Origin of the sequence: Erwinia aphidicola, from assembly GCF_014773485.1 — a bacterium.
GTDB lineage: Bacteria > Pseudomonadota > Gammaproteobacteria > Enterobacterales > Enterobacteriaceae > Erwinia > Erwinia aphidicola.
This window is the reverse complement of sequence record NZ_JACXBP010000001.1, coordinates 618,542-638,010: the sequence shown is the minus strand read 5'-3', so window position 1 is coordinate 638,010 and position 19,469 is coordinate 618,542. Positions and strand designations below refer to the sequence as shown.

At 54.6% G+C, this 19,469-nt stretch carries 15 protein-coding genes, 1 pseudogene and 1 other annotated feature; of the genes and pseudogenes, 7 read left to right on the top strand and 9 right to left on the bottom strand.

Annotation, left to right across the window (positions count from 1 at the left end; translation table 11 throughout):
* The first annotated feature begins 108 nt into the window (after window positions 1-108).
* A complete protein-coding gene (ribA, locus tag ID864_RS03030; RefSeq protein ID WP_048915961.1) occupies window positions 109-699 on the top strand; it encodes a GTP cyclohydrolase II in 591 nt (196 codons plus the stop codon).
* 50 nt (window positions 700-749) lie between these two features.
* On the opposite strand, the gene acnA is transcribed toward ribA, so the two are convergent.
* The 5 genes from acnA to topA all read right to left on the bottom strand — a co-directional run bounded on the left by acnA (window position 750) and on the right by topA (window position 8,563).
* Window positions 750-3,428, bottom strand: coding sequence for an aconitate hydratase AcnA (acnA, locus tag ID864_RS03025; RefSeq protein WP_191149375.1), 2,679 nt, complete (start codon window positions 3,426-3,428; stop codon window positions 750-752).
* Between the two features lie 506 nt (window positions 3,429-3,934).
* Window positions 3,935-4,099, bottom strand: coding sequence for an AraC family transcriptional regulator (locus ID864_RS03020; protein ID WP_099754620.1), 165 nt, complete (start codon window positions 4,097-4,099; stop codon window positions 3,935-3,937).
* Window positions 4,100-4,101: 2 nt separating this feature from the next.
* On the bottom strand, window positions 4,102-4,260 hold the full coding sequence (locus ID864_RS03015) for a YmiA family putative membrane protein (RefSeq protein ID WP_099754619.1): 159 nt from the start codon (window positions 4,258-4,260) through the stop codon (window positions 4,102-4,104).
* Between the two features lie 502 nt (window positions 4,261-4,762).
* On the bottom strand, window positions 4,763-5,737 hold the full coding sequence (gene cysB, locus ID864_RS03010; RefSeq protein ID WP_048915959.1) for an HTH-type transcriptional regulator CysB: 975 nt from the start codon (window positions 5,735-5,737) through the stop codon (window positions 4,763-4,765).
* 225 nt (window positions 5,738-5,962) lie between these two features.
* The gene (gene topA / locus ID864_RS03005) at window positions 5,963-8,563 is read right to left on the bottom strand and encodes a type I DNA topoisomerase (protein ID WP_191149374.1); all 2,601 of its coding nucleotides are present in this window, start codon (window positions 8,561-8,563) and stop codon (window positions 5,963-5,965) included.
* Between the two features lie 409 nt (window positions 8,564-8,972).
* Here topA and ID864_RS03000 point away from each other — a divergent pair, with 409 nt between their 5' ends.
* A complete protein-coding gene (locus tag ID864_RS03000) occupies window positions 8,973-9,221 on the top strand; it encodes a DUF2498 family protein (RefSeq protein ID WP_191149373.1) in 249 nt (82 codons plus the stop codon).
* A 41-nt stretch (window positions 9,222-9,262) separates the two neighbouring features.
* Here the strand turns inward: ID864_RS03000 and sohB are convergent, their stop codons facing one another.
* A complete protein-coding gene (gene sohB / locus ID864_RS02995) occupies window positions 9,263-10,312 on the bottom strand; it encodes a protease SohB (protein WP_187496828.1) in 1,050 nt (349 codons plus the stop codon).
* 226 nt (window positions 10,313-10,538) lie between these two features.
* Between sohB and ID864_RS02990 the strand changes: the two genes are divergently transcribed.
* Entirely contained in the window at window positions 10,539-11,300 is a 762-nt protein-coding gene (locus ID864_RS02990) for a YciK family oxidoreductase (protein WP_191149372.1), read from the top strand.
* Entirely contained in the window at window positions 11,300-11,890 is a 591-nt protein-coding gene (gene cobO, locus ID864_RS02985; protein ID WP_099754614.1) for a cob(I)yrinic acid a,c-diamide adenosyltransferase, read from the top strand. The genes ID864_RS02990 and cobO overlap by 1 nt, the downstream gene beginning before the upstream one ends.
* A 44-nt stretch (window positions 11,891-11,934) precedes the next feature.
* Here cobO and rluB read toward each other — a convergent pair whose 3' ends face one another.
* Window positions 11,935-12,846, bottom strand: a complete 912-nt coding sequence (gene rluB / locus ID864_RS02980) for a 23S rRNA pseudouridine(2605) synthase RluB (protein ID WP_048915952.1) — start codon at window positions 12,844-12,846, stop codon at window positions 11,935-11,937.
* A gap of 974 nt (window positions 12,847-13,820) precedes the next feature.
* On the opposite strand from rluB, the gene ID864_RS02975 reads away from it, so the two are divergent.
* Window positions 13,821-14,447 (top strand): serine protease family protein, encoded by a 627-nt coding sequence (locus ID864_RS02975; protein ID WP_396018873.1) that lies wholly within the window; start codon window positions 13,821-13,823, stop codon window positions 14,445-14,447.
* A 55-nt stretch (window positions 14,448-14,502) separates the two neighbouring features.
* Here ID864_RS02975 and ID864_RS02970 read toward each other — a convergent pair whose 3' ends face one another.
* On the bottom strand, window positions 14,503-15,123 hold the full coding sequence (locus ID864_RS02970; protein WP_048915951.1) for an L-threonylcarbamoyladenylate synthase: 621 nt from the start codon (window positions 15,121-15,123) through the stop codon (window positions 14,503-14,505).
* 33 nt (window positions 15,124-15,156) lie between these two features.
* On the bottom strand, window positions 15,157-16,032 hold the full coding sequence (gene rnm, locus ID864_RS02965) for an RNase RNM (protein WP_191149371.1): 876 nt from the start codon (window positions 16,030-16,032) through the stop codon (window positions 15,157-15,159).
* A 157-nt stretch (window positions 16,033-16,189) separates the two neighbouring features.
* Window positions 16,190-16,288, top strand: a sequence feature (Trp leader region).
* Window positions 16,289-16,311: 23 nt separating this feature from the next.
* Here rnm and ID864_RS02960 point away from each other — a divergent pair.
* Window positions 16,312-17,874: an anthranilate synthase component 1 gene (locus ID864_RS02960; RefSeq protein ID WP_099754613.1), complete on the top strand. Its 1,563-nt coding sequence runs from the start codon at window positions 16,312-16,314 to the stop codon at window positions 17,872-17,874.
* Window positions 17,874-19,468: pseudogene (gene trpD / locus ID864_RS23675) on the top strand (bifunctional anthranilate synthase glutamate amidotransferase component TrpG/anthranilate phosphoribosyltransferase TrpD). The gene ID864_RS02960 and the pseudogene trpD overlap by 1 nt, the downstream one beginning before the upstream one ends.
* Window position 19,469 lies beyond the last annotated feature (1 nt).

Here is a 19,469-nt window from a genome sequence, read left to right as displayed (position 1 = left end):
TAACCGCCCCGGCCTGTGTTGTGGCAAAATAGAGGGATTGTTTGCGTCAGGCGACTGACAAAGCGCTATCTGATGATAGCGTACTACCTGAAGTTTCTGGAGAGTCACATGCAGCTTAAACGGGTGGCAGAAGCCAATCTGCCCACGCCATGGGGAGATTTCCTCATGGTCGGTTTTGAAGAACTGGCAACCGGTCATGACCACGTTGCCCTGGTTTATGGCGATATATCTGATAACAAACCGGTGCTGGCCCGCGTTCATTCTGAATGCCTGACTGGCGATGCCCTGTTCAGCCTGCGCTGTGACTGTGGTTTCCAGCTGGAAGCCGCAATGGCGCAGATTGCCGAACTTGGCCGCGGCATTCTGCTTTACCATCGTCAGGAAGGCCGCAATATCGGGTTGCTGAACAAGATCCGCGCTTATGCGCTACAGGATAAAGGCTACGACACGGTTGAAGCTAACCACCAGCTCGGCTTTGCCGCTGATGAGCGTGACTTCACCCCGTGCGCCGATATGTTTAAGCTGCTGGGCGTGGAAGAAGTTCGCCTGTTGACCAACAATCCGCGCAAGGTGGAGATCCTCAGTGAAGCCGGGATCAACATCGTCGAGCGCGTTCCGCTGATCGTCGGGCGCAACCCAAAAAATGCCCACTATCTGGATACCAAAGCCGCCAAAATGGGCCATTTGTTATCTAAATAAGTGCAAAAAAAAGCGGGCCTGTCCTGGCCCGCTCTCTCTTCTGACTCGCGCTAATCCAGCATATTCCTGATCACATAGTGCAGAATGCCGTCATTCTGGTAATAGGTCAGCTCATTACCGGTATCAATACGACAGCGCATCTCCAGCACTTCCTTAGCCCCATCCACGCCGGTTAAGGTCACTTTGACGCTCCCTCCCGGCTGCAGTTGGTTGAGGTCGTGGACATCGATCAGTTCATCCCCGGTCAACTTCAGCGTCTTGCGGGTTACGCCCTGCGGGAACTCCAGCGGTAGAATACCCATACCAATCAGATTCGAGCGGTGGATACGTTCGAACGACTCAGCAATGACTACGCGCACGCCCTGCAAACGCGGGCCTTTCGCTGCCCAGTCGCGGCTGGAACCGGAGCCGTACTCTTTACCCGCAATCACCGCCAGTGGCGTACCCTGCTGTTGATAGCGCATAGCGGCATCATAAATCGCCATCTGCTCATTACCCGGGATAAAGCGGGTCATGCCCCCTTCCACGCCCGGCACCATTTCATTGCGAATGCGAATATTGGCGAAGGTTCCGCGCATCATGACTTCGTGATTACCACGGCGCGAACCGTAGGAGTTAAAGTCCGTGCGCTCCACGCCATGCTCCAGCAGGTAGCGCCCGGCAGGGCTGTCCGCCTTGATGCTGCCCGCAGGCGAAATATGGTCAGTGGTCACCGAGTCTCCCAGCATTGCCAGTACGCGCGCGCCGTGAATATCCTGCACCGGCTTCGGCTCTTTGCCCATGTCATCAAAGAACGGCGAGAGACGAATATAAGTAGAGCCCTCATCCCAGTCATAGGTCGCCGCCTCACTGACTTTGATCTGCTGCCACTCCGGGGTGCCTTCGAAGACTTCGGCATACTCTTTGTGGAACATATCGGTCGAAACTAACTGTACCGCTTCGGCAATCTCTTCCGGCGACGGCCAGATATCTTTCAGATACACGGGTTTGCCGGTGGTGTCTGCGCCGATAGGATCGCTGTGCAGATTCAGGGTCATGTTGCCCGCCAACGCATAGGCGACAACCAGCGGAGGTGAAGCCAGCCAGTTAGTTTTCACAAACGGATGAATGCGCCCTTCAAAATTACGGTTGCCGGACAGCACGGCGCCCACGGTGAGATCGCCCTGCTTAATCGCGCTCTCAATCTCTGCAGGTAGCGGACCCGAGTTACCGATGCAGGTGGTACAGCCATAGCCGACCAGGTTAAAGCCAAGCTTATCGAGATAGGGCGTCAGCCCCGCGCTGGCCAGATAGTCAGACACCACTTTGGAGCCTGGTGCCAGTGAACCCTTAACCCACGGTTTTGGTTTCAGCCCAAGCGACACGGCTTTTTTCGCCAGCAGGCCGGCGGCCATCAGCACGCTAGGGTTTGACGTATTGGTACAGGAAGTGATAGCAGCGATGACCACCGCACCGTCTTCCAGTTGATATTCTTGCCCGCTGTGGCTGTCGCGGTAAGTAATGGCTTTATGATCTTTCTGCGCGCGATTCACTTCCAGTTCATTACTGGCGCGGAAGGCAGCAGGCACATCGCCAAGGGCCACACGGTCCTGCGGGCGCTTCGGTCCGGCGAGGCTGGACTCAACCACGCCCATATCCAGCGACAGGCTGCTGGTGAACACCGGTTCGTCCCCGCTATTACGCCAGAGCCCCTGCGCTTTCGCGTAGGCCTCGACCAGCGCAATCTGCTGGCTGCTGCGCCCGGTCAACGTCATATAACTGAGGGTGATGTCATCGACCGGGAAGAAGCCGCAGGTTGCGCCATATTCTGGCGCCATATTGGCAATGGTCGCACGGTCGGCCAGCGGCAGGTCATCCAGCCCGTCGCCATAGAACTCCACGAACTTACCAACCACCCCGTGCTTGCGCAGCATCTGCGTAACGGTTAACACCAGGTCGGTGGCGGTGATCCCCGCTTTCAGCTTGCCGGTTAATTTGAAGCCCACCACATCCGGGATCAGCATCGACACCGGCTGGCCGAGCATCGCCGCTTCGGCTTCAATGCCGCCAACGCCCCAACCCAGTACGCCGAGCGCATTGATCATCGTGGTGTGCGAGTCAGTGCCAACCAGCGTGTCGGGGTAAGCGACCTGGCGGCCATTTTGTTCTTCGTGCCAGACGGCCTGGCCGAGATACTCAAGGTTTACCTGGTGACAGATACCGGTACCTGGAGGCACCACGCTGAAGCGGTTAAAGGCTTTCTGCCCCCAGCGCAGGAACACGTAGCGCTCGTGGTTGCGCTCCATCTCCAGGCGCACGTTCTCTTCAAACGCGTCGTCGTCGCCAAAGTGGTCCACGGTGACGGAGTGGTCGATGACCAGATCGACGGGCGACAGTGGATTGACTTTGGCAACATCACCGCCGAGACGCTTAACCGCCTCGCGCATGGCCGCAAGATCGACCACCGCCGGCACTCCAGTAAAGTCCTGCATTAAAACCCGTGCCGGGCGATAGGCTATTTCCCGGTCGGCATGGGCGTCTTTAAGCCAGCCGGCAAGTGCGCTGATGTCCTCCGCCGTGACGGAATCGCCATCCTGATAGCGCAGCAAGTTCTCCAGCAGGACTTTCATTGATTTGGGTAAGCGGCTGATGTCGCCCAGCTCTGATTGTGCTTTCGTGAGGTTGTAGAAATGGTAGCGCTGATCGTTGACTTCCAGCGTGTCTTGACTGATTTGGCTTAATGTCGACATTGCTCCTCCATTCGTGCGCTCGAATAATCATAACCTTAGTGATTGCAAGGTTTGATTAAACATAGCACAACTCGGCAGCAACGTTTTGATAACAACACTAATTGACAACAGCTGAAACAAAATGAAAATTAAAAAACAAAACGCCCCGCTGTACAGGTCAGCAGGGCGTTATTGTTTATTACGCTAAGCTTTTAATTAAATGCGCGATTAGCGCATCACCATTGCAAGCCATAACGCGCTAGTCCAGAACAGGGCTGAAAATGTCCAGGTGCTGAACCAGGTAATTTGGGTTAAATTCATCATATTCTCTCTCAGGCCACTGCTGGCCAAAACGTACCGCATTAAACCCTCGGCATCTACCACAAGGATTTCACCGTTAAATGATGGCGTTACCATCAGAATTGGGCGTCAAGAAGCCCTGACCAGTGGTTCGGTCTTAAGATTAAATGAATCTGTTTTAATAATATTGCCCGGCAAGGTTGCCTGGGAAATAGTCACGTCGTGACTTATTTTGCTTTCTTGTCTTCGAACATTGACTCAATAAAATTACGCTGCAGTTCATTCAGATTCCATGATGCTGGAATCGAATCCTGAGTGTCATTTTTGCCTTTGCAAAAACGCTCGGTTTTACGTACCTGCTGTGCTTTACGATCGTGCAGTCCAAGTTGCATTGTTACCCCCAAATACGCCAGACAGATAAAGCAACCACAACCCAGAACAATGAGGAAGCAGCGAATACCGTGAGCCAGGCTTTGCGTTTCAGATTGCTGTTACGCTCAACCTTGATGGTTTTGTCCCCGAAGTCGGGTTGTACAGATAATCTAGTAGCCATAGTTTTTGATAATCACTCTCATTAAAACGATTGTTTGAACCAATCAGAAATTAGGATGAATCCTAAACATTCTGTGTTGCAAAATCCAGTAATTTTTATTGAACAAAACGATTAACAGGATTTATCAAGCATCAAAAAGATTAATTAAAAACGCTAAATTAACTTAAGGGGAATAATTACCCCTTAACCCAAACTGGTTTCATTGGCCCCTCTATTAGGTCCAGCCTAAATTAGAGATAAATTTAGCACGCCTCAGGCCACAGGCGATCTCCACTCCTTTTAACTAGAGTATGAGAATCATCCTATCCTGGCGCAAAGAGCGACAATGAAAAGTGTGTACTGTTTCTCATTTAAGAAATAACAATGAAGGAACATGTGATACATGTTTCATTTACGAAAAAATAATGAAATGGGGTTAACGTTTGCAGTAATCGGTGGCACCAATCATAAAAAAAGTGGGCCGCAAGCGGCCCACGTATATCATCAATAATATTGTGGGTTACTACTTTGCCGGCAGCTTGATGTCTTTGAACATCGCTTCAATATCTTCATTCGAGCGTAAACCTACAGCAGTATCAACAACATCACGCGTCAGATGCGGCGCAAAGCGCTGGATGAAGTCATACATATAGCTGCGCAGGAAGGTGCTGCGGCGGAAGCCAATTTTGGTGGTGCTGTAGCTAAAGACGTCGGTCGCTTCAATTCTCACCAGGTCAGGGTCGGATACGGGGTCCACCGCCATACTGGCAATTACCCCTACCCCCAGTCCCAGCCGGACATAGGTTTTTATCACGTCAGCATCGGTTGCAGTAAAGACAATCCGTGGGGTCAGCCCGGCACGGTTAAACGCCGTGTCCAGTTCTGAACGGCCCGTAAAACCGAAGGTGTAGGTGACTAATGGATATTCTGCAAGTTCTTCAATCGACACTTTGCTCTTCGCCGCCAGCGGATGGTCAGGCGTGACGACAATGGCACGGTTCCAGTGATAGCACGGCAGCATGATCAAATCGTCGTAAAGATGCAGAGCTTCAGTGGCAATGGCAAAGTCGGCATTTCCCTTCGACACGGCCTCAGCAATCTGCGTTGGCGAGCCCTGATGCATATGCAGCGAGACGCGCGGATAGCGTTCGATAAAGCCTTTAATCACGTTTGGCAGTGCATAGCGCGCCTGCGTATGCGTGGTCGCCACGTACAGTGAGCCTTTATCAGGCCAGGTATGCTCACCCGCCACGGATTTGATTGCATCAACCTTTGACAGGACTTCACGCGCGATGCGGATAATCTCCTGCCCGGCGGGCGTAACCTGAGTCAGGTGCTTACCGCTGCGGGCGAAAATCTGGATGCCCAGCTCATCTTCCAGCATGCGCACCTGCTTACTGATGCCGGGCTGTGAAGTATACAGGCCCTCGGCCGTTGAAGAGACGTTGAGGTTATGGTTCACCACTTCAACGATGTAACGCAGCTGCTGCAATTTCATTTTTCATTCCATCCAGGGTTTGAAGCAACGCGCCGAATCCCCGTCAGCAAGCTCGCGCTGCGATCGGGTTCACGGTCTAATGCAAATTGATAATAAGAAAGGTGTTATCTATAACAACTATATCAAAAAAGTGGGATATGTATAGCATCGGAAGGGGAAAGCGTGAGGAAGATGAAGCCTGAGCGAACCGCACGAGGCGGCTCGCTCACTGGGGGAAGCAACAAATTATTTCTTCGCGCTCACTTCCCACTTACCGTCAACATAAAAGGCGGACCAGCCGGTGGCTTTGCCGTCTTTCTCGGTGCTGACATACTGCTGTTTAGTTTTACGGCTGAAGCGTACCACGGCTTTGTTGCCATCGGCATCCGTTGCCGGAGCATCGGCCAGGTAACGCAGCTTTTCGGGCAGCCGGTCACGGAAGCGTTGCAGCTCTTCAACCTGCGGCGCGCGGGTTTCACGCGATTTAGGGAAGGTATTCGCCGCAAGGAATACGCCCGCAGCGCCGTCACGCAGCACGAAGTAAGCGTCTGACTTCTCACACGGCAGCTCAGGTAACGGCACCGGATCTTCTTTCGGTGGCGCCACTTCGCCGTTGCGCAGAATTTTACGCGTGTTTTTACAGTCGTCGTTGGTGCAGGCCATGTACTTGCCGAAGCGCCCCATTTTCAGGTGCATTTCAGAGCCGCATTTTTCACACTCAACGATTGGCCCGTCGTACCCCTTAATACGGAACTCGCCCTGCTCGATCTCGTAACCGTCACATTCCGGGTTGTTACCACAGACGTGCAGCTTGCGCGAGGGGTCGATCAGGTAGCTGTCCATCGCGGTGCCACACTTCTGGCAGCGGCGGCGGGCGCGCAGCGCGTTAGTTTCCGCATCATCCCCTTCGAGAATATTCAGTACTTCATTCTCTGGGATCAGGTTAATGGTCTGCTTACAGCGCTCTTTCGGCGGTAGCGCGTAGCCGGAACAGCCGAGGAATACCCCGGTACTGGCGGTACGGATACCCATCTGACGGCTACAGGTCGGGCAGTCAATAGAGGTCAACACCATCTGGTTCGGCTGCATGCCGCCCTCTTCCGGGTCTTTCTCTGCCTGCTCAAGCTGCTGGCTGAATTCGCCAAAGAACTTGTCCAGCACGGCTTTCCACTGCGCTTCGTTGTTCGCTACTTTATCGAGATTGTCTTCCATGTGCGCGGTGAAGTCGTAATTCATCAGCTCACGGAAGTTCTCTTCCAGACGGTCAGTAACGATCTCGCCCATTTTCTCAGCGTAGAAGCGGCGGCTTTCCACTTTCACATAGCCACGATCCTGAATCGTTGAGATGATCGAAGCATAAGTAGAAGGACGACCAATACCGCGTTTTTCCAGCTCACGCACCAGCGAAGCTTCGCTGAAACGCGCCGGTGGCTTAGTGAAGTGCTGGCTGGGTACCAACTGCTGCAGGCTCAGTTCGCTGCCTACTTCAACCGGTGGCAGTACGCGATCTTCATCACCTTTACGCAGCGCCGGCATTACTCGCGTCCAGCCGTCAAAGCGCAGCGTGCGCCCTTTGGCCTTCAGTTTGAAATCGCCTGCTTCTACGGTAAGTGTCGTAGAGTCGTACTGCGCTGGCATCATTTGACAGGCCACGAACTGGCGCCAGATCAGCTGATACAGCTTCTGCGCGTCCGTTTCCATATCTTTCAGCTGCTCAGACTGCACTTTGACATCCGAAGGACGGATGGCCTCGTGCGCTTCCTGAGAGTTCTCTTTACTGCTGTAAACATTGGCGGCTTTCGGCAGGTATTTCGCGCCAAATTCATCCTCAATGTAGCCACGCACCATGCCCACCGCATCCTGGCTCAGGTTGGTAGAGTCAGTACGCATATAGGTGATATGACCCGCTTCATACAGACGCTGCGCCATCATCATGGTTTTCTTCACGCCGAAGCCAAGGCGGGTACTTGCCGCCTGCTGCAACGTAGAGGTAATAAAAGGTGCGCCTGGCTTACTGCTGGTTGGCTTGTCTTCGCGATCGGCCACCACGTAGCGGGCTTTTTCCAGCAGGCTAACGGCAGCATAAGTCTGCTCACGATTAACCGGGCGGAACGGTTTGTCGGCCTGATGAGTCACCTGCATTGGCAGGTCAACGCCTTTCGGCGTAGTCAGGTCAGCATTCAGATCCCAGTACTCTTCCGGGACAAACGCTTTGATCTCACGTTCACGCTCAACCACCAGGCGAACGGCGACTGACTGCACGCGCCCCGCAGAAAGGCCGCGTGCGACTTTTTTCCACAGCAGCGGGGAGACCATATAACCGACCACACGGTCCATGAAGCGGCGTGCCTGCTGAGCATTGACGCGGTCAATATTCAGCTCACCCGGCTTTTCAAATGCCTGCTGGATAGCGTTTTTGGTAATTTCGTTAAACACCACGCGGCTGTAGCGTGATTCATCGCCACCGATCACTTCCCGCAGGTGCCATGCAATGGCCTCCCCTTCGCGGTCAAGGTCCGTTGCGAGATAGATGTGGTCAGCTTTTTCGGCCAGTGCTCTCAGTTCAGCAACGACCTTTTCCTTACCTGGCAGGATTTGATAATTCGCATCCCAGCCGTGATAAGGATCGACGCCCATACGGTTAACGAGGGCAGTCTTTTCGTCTTTTTTGACCTTCTTGCCGGTTTTACTGGTTGTAGAGTCAGCGCTCTTTTTAACTGTTGATCCACTTGTCGGCAAATCACGGATGTGACCCACGCTGGATTTCACCACGTAGTCATTACCGAGATATTTATTGATCGTTTTGGCTTTTGCCGGGGACTCAACTATTACGAGAGCTTTTCCCATAGTTACCTTTACCTGATTAAAACGTCCGAGAGTAAGTTGTGCCGTATTCCTGAAGCTACGCAGCGCACTAAGGATAAGGTTATTGGGGAAAATGAATTCAACCCGAACAACTTTTTCATCGATTCCAGTGCGAAATCTGACGTTACAACACGTTGATTAACGGTACTTTTTACTACCTGTTAAGCGAATCTCTAACAAGGCGTAAAGTCTGTTTTACGCCCGGAACCCGAAACGCCCACACTCTACCTGATAAAATCTGTTACGCAACTTAATTAGCATCCATGCCCCATTTACGCCAGAAAACTAAGAAAAAAGAGTCACTTTTGTATATCACTACAAAGATTGCGGATTTAACGGGCTGGCGTACAATGGCGGCCAGAAAATGACTATATAAAGAAGGAAAAGGACCATGTCACAACAGCAAGCCGTCAATCGTGAACATCTGCTGGCGCTGGCCCGGGAAATGATCGTCAACCATCCAGACTATTTCTCAGGCCTGAGCGTTGACGATGTCGAGCAGAAGGGAGACGTCCTGGTATTTCGCGGCAACTACTATCTTGATGACCAGGGCCTGGCGACGGCAAAGAGCACCACGGTGTTTAACGTCTATAAAGCGCTGGCGGTGAATCTCTCGGCGCGCTACCGGCTGGAAAAATAACGCCCGCGGGTGCGGGCGTTAAGCAGGGTGAACCGTGGCAGTTACAGCAGCGGTTTTTCACCGCGCTGCCAGATACGCAGCAGCAGGCGTTCAACGCTCAGCGTGGCGCTGTTGGTGAAGCGGTCCATCATGCTTTTGCGCCGCGCATAGCGCACGCCGATCACCTGATGTTTCTCTATCCGATCGATGATCAGATCGTCACTGGTGCCAATCGCATCCACCAGTCCCTTCTCCAGCGCCTGGGTGCCGTACCAGTGTTCCCCGGTCGCCACGCTGTCGATATCCAGCGTTGGGCGCATCTGATGCACGAACTGTTTAAACAGCAGGTGGGTTTCATTAAGGTCTTCGCGGAATTTTTCACGCCCTTCTTCGGTGTTTTCACCAAACAGCGTCAGGGTACGCTTGAACTCGCCGGCGGTGTGCAGCTCAACGTCAATTTCATTGCGCTTGAGCAGGCGGTTGAAGTTAGGGATCTGCGCCACCACGCCGATGGAACCGATAATGGAAAATGGCGCGGCGACGATACGGTCCGCCACGCAGGCCATCATATACCCGCCGCTGGCGGCGACTTTGTCCACGGCTACCGTCAGCGGAATACCCTTATCACGCAGGCGCTGCAGCTGTGAAGCAGCCAGTCCATAACCGTGAACTACGCCGCCCGGGCTTTCAAGACGCAGCAGGACTTCGTCACCCGGTGCTGCCACCGCCATCACCGCAGAAACCTCTTCACGCAGCGAAGAGACTTCGCCGGCATCCATGCTGCCCTTAAAATCGAGCACGTACAGCGTGGATTTGGCTTTCTCTTCCGGGCGGCCCAGCTTCGCCTGCTGTTTGGCCGTTTTCGCCGTCAGCTTCTCTTTTTTCTTCTGCTCTTTGTGCCACTGTTTTTGCTGATGCGGCTTCATCTTCGCCAGGCGCATATCGTCCTGCATATCACTGTACTTCTCACCCAGCTGAGTGAGCTTGAGCTGGCCATTATGCGCGCGTTTGCGCAGCGCAAGGTTGGCGATCACCACCGCAATTGCCACTATAGCAATCACCACGGTGACGGTTTTTGCCAGGAAGAGTCCATAATAAGAGAGTAGATCCACTCAATCCGCCTTAATTTACATTATGTTATAGATAGCTCTAGTGTAGCGGAGTCCCCGCGTTGAGTCGCCTGTAACCCGGTAACAGCACATGAATATGCTAAAGCGCTGATTGAACTCACCCACTTTTTCAGGCATAAATCACTTTATTCAGTCCGCGCAAGGGTTTACAACAGGCGATACTATCAGCCGCCCTGCGGAAATCCCCCCATCGCCAGAGGAATTCTTTGTGCACTATCAACCGAAAAGCGATCTGCTCAATAACCGTATTATTCTTGTCACCGGGGCCAGCGACGGCATTGGCCGCGAAGCCGCGCTGACGTATGCTCGCTATGGCGCTCAGCTGGTTCTGCTGGGGCGCAATGCGGACAAACTGCAACAGGTTTGTGACGAGGTTAACCAGCGCAGTCAGGCTCCGGCACTGTGGTTTACCCTCGATCTGGAAACCGCCACGGCGCAAAGCTGCCAGCAGCTGGCAGAAGCTATTGCCGAAAAGCTGCCGCGACTTGATGGCGTGCTGCACAACGCCGGAGTGCTCGGTGAGGTGGTGCCGATGGATAAGCAGGATCCCGCTGTCTGGCAGCAGGTGATGCGCGTCAACATTGACGGCACCTTCTTCCTGACGCAGGCGCTGCTGCCCCTGCTATTAAAAGCTGAGGGGGCTTCACTGGTGTTCACCACTTCCAGCGTGGGCCGCCAGGGCCGCGCCGGCTGGGGGGCGTACTCGGTGTCCAAATTCGCCACCGAAGGCATGATGCAGGTGCTGGCAGAAGAGTATGACCCACGCCAGCTTCGCGTTAACTGCATTAATCCCGGCGGCACGCGCACCAAAATGCGTGCCAGTGCCTTCCCGCAGGAAGATGCCAATAAGCTGAAAACTCCCGCCGACATTATGCCACTCTATCTGTGGCTGATGGGTGATGACAGCAAACGTAAAACCGGCACCAGCTTTGATGCCCAGCCGGGGCGCAAGCCCGGGGCGGCAGAATAATGGCCGAAGATCGCCACCAGCAGCGGCAGCAAAAACTGAAGGATCAGGTTGATGCGCGCATCGCTGCGGCTACCGAAGTACGCGGCATTCTGATGGTATTTACCGGCAACGGCAAAGGGAAAACCACGGCGGCATTCGGCACCGCAAGCCGGGCGGTTGGCCACCAGAAGCGCGTCGGGGTGATTCAGTTTATCAAGGGCGAATGGCCAAACGGCGAGCGCAATCTGCTGGAACCGCACGGCGTAGAGTTTCAGGTGATGGCGACCGGCTTTACCTGGGATACGCAGAATCGTGCAACGGACACCGCCGCCTGCCTGGCCGTCTGGCAGCACGGCAAACGCATGTTGCAGGATCCGACTCTCGACCTGGTGGTGCTGGATGAGCTGACCTACATGGTGAGTTTTGACTACCTGCCGCTGGAAGAAGTGATTGCCGCCCTGCAGCAGCGCCCTGCTCATCAAAGCGTCATCATTACCGGTCGCGGATGTCATCGGGAGATTTTGGCGCTGGCGGACACGGTCAGTGAAATGCGCCCGGTTAAACATGCGTTTGATGCCGGGATCCAGGCACAGCAGGGAATTGACTGGTAGGAAAAAAAAAGGGCCGGGCATGATGCCCGGCCCCTGTCAGTCGTTTAGCCCTGCTGCTGGCGCTTAGACGACTTCGTCGGGCGGCGATTGCTGCCTGGCTTGCTGGCTTTCGCCGTCGTAGTATGGCGCTTAACGGCGCGACGGATCTGATTCGCCTTGGTGCGACGACGATCTTTCTCCACCGCGACCTTGCTGACGGTTTCTGCATCCAGACCCACCAGCTCACGCAGGTAGTTTGTCGGACCCAGCTCAAGCTCGGTCCAGCCACCGCGCGGCAGGCCTTTTGGCAGATCGATATCGCCGTAACGCACGCGGATCAGACGGCTGACCTGCACGCCAACCGCTTCCCACAGGCGGCGCACTTCGCGGTTACGCCCTTCGGTCAGCGTAACGTTGTACCACTGGTTGATCCCTTCACCACCGGTAAACTTCAGCGTTTTAAACGCGGCCGGGCCATCTTCCAGCTGCACACCACGGCTCAGCTGTTTGATCTTATCGTCGTCGACAGCGCCGAATACGCGCACGGCGTATTCGCGCTCAACTTCGCGGCTCGGGTGCATCAGGCGGTTAGCCAGCTCACCGTCGGTGGTGAACAGCAGCAGACCGCAGGTGTTAACGTCCAGACGACCAACGGCAATCCAGCGCGCGCCGCGCAGTTTTGGCAGACGGTCAAATACCGTCGGGCGCCCTTCCGGGTCATTGCGCGTGCAGAGTTCGCCTTCCGGCTTGTAATAAGCCAGTACGCGGCAGACTTCAGTGATGGATTCGCTGACCGGCACAACGTGACCGTCGATGCGGATTTTCATAGATGCGCTTGGCTCAACGCGGTCACCCAGCGTGGCCAGCTTGCCGTCAACGCTGACGCGCCCGGCGGAGATCATGGTTTCGATTTCACGACGGGAACCGTGCCCGGCGCGTGCTAATACTTTCTGTAACTTTTCGCTCTTGTCGCTCATGGAGCTACCTCTGTGTCGCCTTCCCAGGCGTCATTAATTGGTAAGATGGTGCCATCAAAGTGGAGATTCGCACGAATATCAGCCTGCTACCCCAGGCAGCCATGCTGTTTCGCGACCCGCTTTTTCAGGGAAGCGCATTCTACACTATCTGCCTTGCCAATCATAACGCTATAGCCGGAGTTTGCTGATTTGGTGTAGCGCAGTCTGGCACCGGCATCAATACATCCCTGTCGCGAGGTGCGCAGGCAGCATCTTTTGCCGTTGCGGCGTGCTCAGGCGGAGCTCAGACCGGTTTGCGCACGTTTACGGTTGAAATCATTTCATTTTGCATTGATAAGATTTAACAGTGGCTTATCGTTTTAAGATGTTAAATGCTAATCAGTTCAGGCATGATACTTCATTCTCATTCTGCTGAAATTAACGTAAATACAGCGACTTGCCCGGGCATATTTCTGTATGGCTAACAGCGCTACAGGCCGCCCCAGCGTTAGGCTGCCAGCAAATACTCCAGCATCGCTGAACGAATCCAGATTGCTAACCTGCATTTATGCAGTTTCATGGTCTTAAGCACCATTTTATTTTTACAGCGTAGTTTTTTATGCTGAAAAGCAGGGTTAGTGTAAACGATACATTAGCTTCAACATCAAATAGTCAGTTTATAAATATCGTGGATTGAGTTAACGCTGGATGATTAAGACTTTTACCTTTTTTGACCTTTAATTAATTTGCCTGGCTAATAAGTTTGTGTAGAATTCACTCAGGCAGAAGAGCGCCATATAAATAGATTGTTAAATATATATTATAAATACACGTTCATCGTGTAACACAAATTCCTTGATTTATTTTCTTCGTTGGCACGAATCGGGAGCGTAAGTTCCCATTAAAATACGCTGATAAATAGTCAGCATCGGCATTACACGTCATTACTCCTCACCAGGGATCTTACTGACGTGTCCGACAAGAATGTGACAATTATGAAAATTAAAATGACCCTGCCGGTATTGGCTATGCTAATACTGAGCGGCTGCTCTGTAGGCAAATATGACTACAGCAGCGAAGCTATGAAACGTGTAGATATGAATTTTACCGGCATTCCGACCGTCCTCGGTATCGGTTCGCTCGGCACCAGCATTCCTATCACTCCTGAGTACAGCCTGACTGCGGCGCACGTGGCCAAGCTCTCCGTGCAGAAGGTAAAGGCCTACCACCCTTACTGCGACCTCGCGATTATCTACCACAAGAACGACATTAAAACCCTGCCGAAATTCCGCGATGGCGCAATCGGCGAGTCGGTTAAAATGTACGGTTACAGCTTTATTTCCGCCATGCCGGTTGAATCATCCGGCGTTAATCTCACGCTGACCGGGATACGTAATGAGTGGAATAAGCGCCCGTGCGTGGCAATGGCATCGAATGCCGGCGTAGTGAAAGGGATGTCCGGCGGCGCCGTTTATAACAGCGATGATACCATCGGCGGCGTCATTATTGGCTTTACGAATGAGTTAAAACGACCGAAGAAATCTCCAGTTCCGCTTAAGGATGTCTCGCTGTATATTCCGTATCAGGATTTTAAAGAGTGGCTGGAAAAATCAACATCGTGATAACACTAAGCGATAAATAATAACAGGCTCACGCTTCAGAGCCTGTTAATTGCACTTAAAGGAAGGGTTGAATATCGCCCACGCCTTCACGGATCACTTCCGGCGTATTTTCCGTTAAATCGATAACGGTGGTCGGCTGCTGCCCAAGATAACCGCCGTGAATAATCAGGTCGACAATTTTGCCGATCTCATCCTGAATAGCTTCCGGATCCGACTCGGTGAAGTCATTGCCGGGCAGCATCAGCGACGTCGACATCATCGGCTCATTCAGCGCTTCCAGCAGCGCCAGCGCAATGGGGTTAGACGGCACGCGCAGGCCGATGGTTTTACGCTTTTCGCTCATCAGACGACGCGGCACTTCTTTGGTCGCCTTGAGTATAAAAGTGTAGTTGCCCGGCGTGTTGTTTTTGATCAGGCGAAATGCCGTGTTGTCTACGTGAGCATAGGTAGACAGCTCAGACAGATCGCGGCACATCAGGGTAAAGTTGTGGTTACCATCCAGCTGACGGATGCGGCAGATACGCTCCATCGCGTTCTTATCTTCCAGCTTGCAGCCCAGCGCATAACCGGAATCGGTGGGATAAACGATCACGCTGCCTTTGTTCAACATCTCCACCGCCTGCTTGATCAGGCGCGGCTGGGGATTATCCGGGTGAATATAGAAAAATTGACTCATAACTAACCTCTCACCTGCGCTTTCTGCGCGGGTTCATTGTGCGATTTCAGGAAATCTTAGCCACACGGCTTCAACACCGCCAGGTAGCCATAATTTTTTCCCCAGCTCAATCCAGGGACAGGGCTGATGGAAGTCAGACCCCTGCGACGCCGCCAGCTGATAATCCTGTGCATAGCGCGCCAGCTGGCTGCGCTCGTTCGGAGCCTGCTGGCACTGCGCCACTTCCATCGCTTCGCCACCCTGCTCGCTGAAATGCGCCAGCAGGCGCTTCAGCCACTTAGCCGACAGCCCGTAACGCGCCGGATGGGCAAGCACGCTACGGCCGCCAGAATGATGAATAGCATCAATAGCTTGTTTAATTGTACACCACTGTGGCGGCGCATAGCCGGTTTTGCCACGTGCCAGGTAGTTTTTGAATACCTGCTGCATGTTGTCTGCTTTGCCCTGCGCGATAAGAAAACGGGCGAAGTGACCACGGGTAATCGCCCCGCCCTCGGCCAGCGCCAGCGCCCCCTCAAGCGCGCCGGGAATATGCGCTTTCTCCAGCCGCTCAGCAATCAGCTGCGCCCGCGCCATGCGCCGCTCGGCCTGCTGCGCCAGAAACGCCACCATCACCGGGTGTTCGATATCAATTCCCAAGCCAACAATATGGATTTCGTGGTTTTCCCACAGGGTGGAGATTTCCACACCGTTAATCAGCAGGAGTGGCAATTGATGCTGAGCAATCGCCTCACGCGCGGCTGAAATACCTGCGGTAGTGTCATGGTCGGTAATGGCCAGCACGCCCACACGGTGCTCTACTGCCCGCAATACCAGCTGCTCCGGGGTCAAAAGACCATCGGAAGCGCGAGTGTGGCTGTGGAGATCGTAAATAGGGAAAGAACTGACTGAGGTGGCGACTGCTGTCAAAACGGCTCCGGAAAACGCGGGGAAGTATCGCTGCATGATACCGACATTTGCCACTGAGGGAAAAAGAGTATTGACTTTTTTGCCGCGAACCAGTTAACTAGTACGCAAGTTCACAAGCAAAGGTGTCTGTATCATGACGTATTCATTCTCTCTGATGACTGGTTGGTGGCACACTTCACCCTGAACGGGCGAAGCTGTCATGCACGGTTAATACGCAGTGCAGATACTTAAGCCCGCCTACCGCGGGCTTTTTTTTGAGCAAAAAACAGAGAACATCACATGCAAAATGCCAAACCTACAGTGAAGTTGATTACCGGCAACGCACCTTATCGTGAAGATCCCGCCGCGGTCTTTCATCAGCTTTGCGCGGCGCGCACTGAAACACTGCTGCTGGAATCAGCCGACGTCGACAGCAAATGCAACCTGAAAAGCCTGCTGATTGTTGACAGCGCCCTGCGTCTCAGCGCGCTGGATAATCGCGTGCAGGTGCAGGCGCTGTCGGAAAATGGCCGTGCTCTGCTACCGCTGCTGGATGCTGCCCTGCCCGCCAGCGTTGAGAACCACGTGCGTCCGGACGGGCGTGAGCTGGTATTTCCCGTTAATGCTGAAATCCAGGATGAAGATTCCAACCTGCGCGCTTTGTCGGTATTTGACGCGCTGCGCCTGATCCCACAGTTGGTGAATGCCCCGGCAGAAGAGCGCGAAGCGGTGCTGCTGGGCGGCCTGTTCGCTTACGACCTGGTTGCCGGTTTCGAAGCGCTGCCGGCGCTGAAAAACGAACAGCGCTGCCCGGATTACTGTTTTTACCTCGCTGAAACCCTGCTGGTAATCGACCATCAGACGCAGAGCGCACGCCTGCAGGCCAGCCTGTTCACGCACCAGCCGTCCGAGTTTATGCGCCTGCAAAGCCGCATCGAACAGCTGCACAGCCAGATGCAGCAGGCTGCCACGCCGCTGCCAGTGCAGAAAGTGGAAAGCATGAGCCTGAGCATCAGCCAGAGTGATGAAGACTACTGCGCGGTGGTGCGCGAAATGCAGGAAGCGATCCGCGTCGGCGAGATCTTCCAGGTGGTGCCGTCGCGCCGCTTCTCCCTGCCGTGCCCGTCGCCGCTGGCCGCCTATGACACCCTGAAGAACAGCAATCCCAGCCCGTATATGTTCTTTATGCAGGATCGCCACTTCAGCCTGTTCGGTGCCTCTCCGGAAAGCTCGCTGAAATATGACGCGCGCAGCAACCAGATTGAAATCTATCCGATTGCCGGAACCCGCCCGCGCGGACGTCATGCGGATGGTTCGCTGGACCGTGACCTCGACAGCCGTATCGAGCTTGAGATGCGTACCGATCATAAAGAGATGGCTGAACACCTGATGCTGGTTGACCTGGCGCGCAACGACCTGGCGCGTATCTGCCAGCCGGGCACCCGCTATGTCGCGGATTTAACCAAAGTGGACCGCTACACCTTCGTGATGCACCTTGTCTCACGCGTGGTCGGCCAGCTGCGTAACGATATCGACGTGCTGCACGCCTACCGCGCCTGTATGAATATGGGCACCCTGAGCGGCGCGCCGAAAGTACGCGCCATGCAGCTGATTGCCAAAGCCGAGGGGACGCGACGCGGCAGTTACGGCGGCGCCGTGGGCTACTTTACCGCCAGCGGGGATCTGGATACCTGCATCGTAATCCGCTCCGCCTATGTTGAAGATGGCGTGGCAACCGTGCAGGCCGGTGCCGGCGTGGTTCTTGATTCCAATCCGCAGGCGGAAGCGGATGAAAGCCGCAACAAAGCGCGTGCGGTTCTGCGCGCCATTGCCACTGCTCATCACTGCAAGGAGATTTTCTGATGGCCGATATTCTGCTGCTCGATAACTTCGACTCTTTTACCTATAACCTCGTCGACCAGTTACGCACCTTCGGCCATAACGTGATGGTCTACCGTAACAATGTTCCGGCGCAGACGCTGATTGAGCGCCTGCAACAGATGGAAAATCCGGTACTGATGCTGTCGCCAGGCCCGGGCGCGCCGTCAGAAGCCGGCTGTATGCCGGAGCTGCTGCTCGCCTTACGCGGCCGCCTGCCGATTATCGGCATCTGCCTGGGCCACCAGGCCATCGTGGAAGCCTACGGTGGTCACGTCGGTCAGGCCGGCGAAATCCTGCACGGCAAAGCGTCTGCGATAACCCATGACGATCAGGGCATGTTCGCCGGTCTGAGCAACCCGCTGCCGGTAGCCCGCTACCACTCGCTGGTAGGCAGCAACATTCCTGCCGGGCTGACGGTGAACGCCACCTTCAACGGCATGGTGATGGCCGTGCGCGACGACGCCAACCGCGTCTGCGGTTACCAGTTCCATCCGGAATCGATTCTTACCACCCAGGGGGCACGCCTGCTGGAACAAACCCTCGCCTGGGCGCTGGCGTAATCAAGGAGTTACAAGAGATGCACACTATTCTGGAAAAACTCTTTCAGGCTGAGATCCTGACGCAGGCTGAGAGCCACCAGCTGTTTTCGGCGATTATCACCGGGCAGCTGGAACCTACCCAGCTGGCAGGTGCACTGATTGCGATGAAAGTACGCGGTGAGCAGCCGCAGGAGATTGCCGGGGCCGCGACCGCCCTGCTGGAAGATGCCAAACCCTTTCCGCGCCCCGACTACGCGTTTGCCGATATCGTCGGTACCGGCGGTGACGGCAGCAACAGCATTAACATCTCGACCGCCAGCGCGTTTGTCGCCTCGGCCTGCGGCCTGAAGGTTGCCAAGCACGGCAACCGCAGCGTTTCGAGTAAATCCGGTTCTTCAGATTTGCTGGCAGCCTTTGGCATCAGCCTGGATCTTCCGGCGGAGAAAGCACGCCAGGCGCTGGACGATCTTAATGTCTGCTTCCTGTTTGCGCCGCAGTATCACAGCGGATTCCGCCATGCAATGCCGGTACGTAAAGAGCTGAAAACCCGCACTATCTTTAACGTGCTCGGCCCGCTGATCAACCCGGCGCGTCCGCCGCTGGCGGTGATTGGCGTTTACAGCCCGGAGCTGGTGTTGCCGGTAGCGCAAACGCTAAAAGTGCTGGGCTATCAGCGCGCTGCCGTAGTGCACGGTGGCGGCATGGATGAAGTGGCGCTGCACAGCGCAACCCACGTGGCGGAGCTGCGCGACGGTGACATCACCAGCTACCAGCTGACGGCGGAGGACTTCGGTCTGAGCAGCCATCCGCAGGAGGCGCTGGCCGGGGGCACGCCGGAAGAAAATCGTGACATTCTGGCGCGTTTACTCCAGGGTAATGGCGAGCTGGCTCATGAAGAAGCCGTGGCGGCCAACGTCGCCCTGTTGCTGAAAATTTTTGGCCATGAAGATTTGCGACAAAATGCTCAGCAGGCGCTGGAAACCATCCGCAGCGGCCGTGCTTACGAGCAGGTTGTCGCCCTGGCAGCAAGGAGATAAT